At 72.0% G+C, this 718-nt stretch carries 1 protein-coding gene; it reads left to right on the top strand.

All coding sequences use genetic code 11. From position 1 onward, the window contains the following. Positions 1-83: 83 nt before the first annotated feature. Positions 84-718 (top strand): phosphatase PAP2 family protein (locus GUY60_RS38020; RefSeq protein WP_161706049.1); only part of this gene is annotated, 635 nt, incomplete at its 3' end.

Raw genomic sequence — 718 nt, 5'->3', positions numbered from 1 at the left:
GCCCCGACTTTTACGGATCATCAGCCCGCAGCCGGGGCACCTCGGGTCACGAGCGGTCCGCGGCGTCCCTGACCATGGATGCCATGGACCCGAACACCCCGGTCGACACCTCCGACCTCTACCGCGACATCACCGGCTTCGCCCAGTCCACCCCGACCTGGCTCCAACACCTCGCCGAGGTATGGACGGAGGCGGGCCTGCTCCTCTTCGGTGTGCTCTTCGCGGCCGCCTGGTGGCGGGCCCGGCGGGGCGAGTCCCGCGCGGTCGCGATAGCCGTGCTCGCGCCGCTCGGCACTGCGGTCGCTTACGTGTGCAGCGAGGTGTTCAAGTCGCTGGTGGACGAGGAACGTCCGTGCCGGGCCGTGGCGGGCGCCGCGGCCTCGCTCGTGGAGTGTCCGCCGGTGGGCGACTGGTCCTTCCCGAGCAACCACTCCACGATCGCGGGCGCCGCGGCCGTCGCCCTGGTCCTCACCTGGCGCTCGCTGGCCTGGCTGACCCTGCCGATGGCGGTGCTGATGGCGTTCTCCCGCGTCTTCGTCGGCGTGCACTACCCGCACGACGTGGCGTTCGGTCTGATCTTCGGCGCGCTCGTCGCCTTCCTCGTCGTACGGATCGGGACCCGCCCCGGCACCCGAGTCGTCGGCGCGATGCGGACTTCGTCGACGGGTGTGGTCCGCTGGTTCGCCGGTCCCGGCGCCCCTGCCGCGCACGCACCTTC

This window comes from Streptomyces boluensis, from assembly GCF_009908195.1.
In the GTDB taxonomy this organism is placed as follows: Bacteria; Actinomycetota; Actinomycetes; order Streptomycetales; family Streptomycetaceae; genus Streptomyces; species Streptomyces boluensis.
The sequence above is the reverse complement of the archived record's forward strand: the minus strand, read 5'-3'. Positions and strand labels throughout refer to the sequence as shown.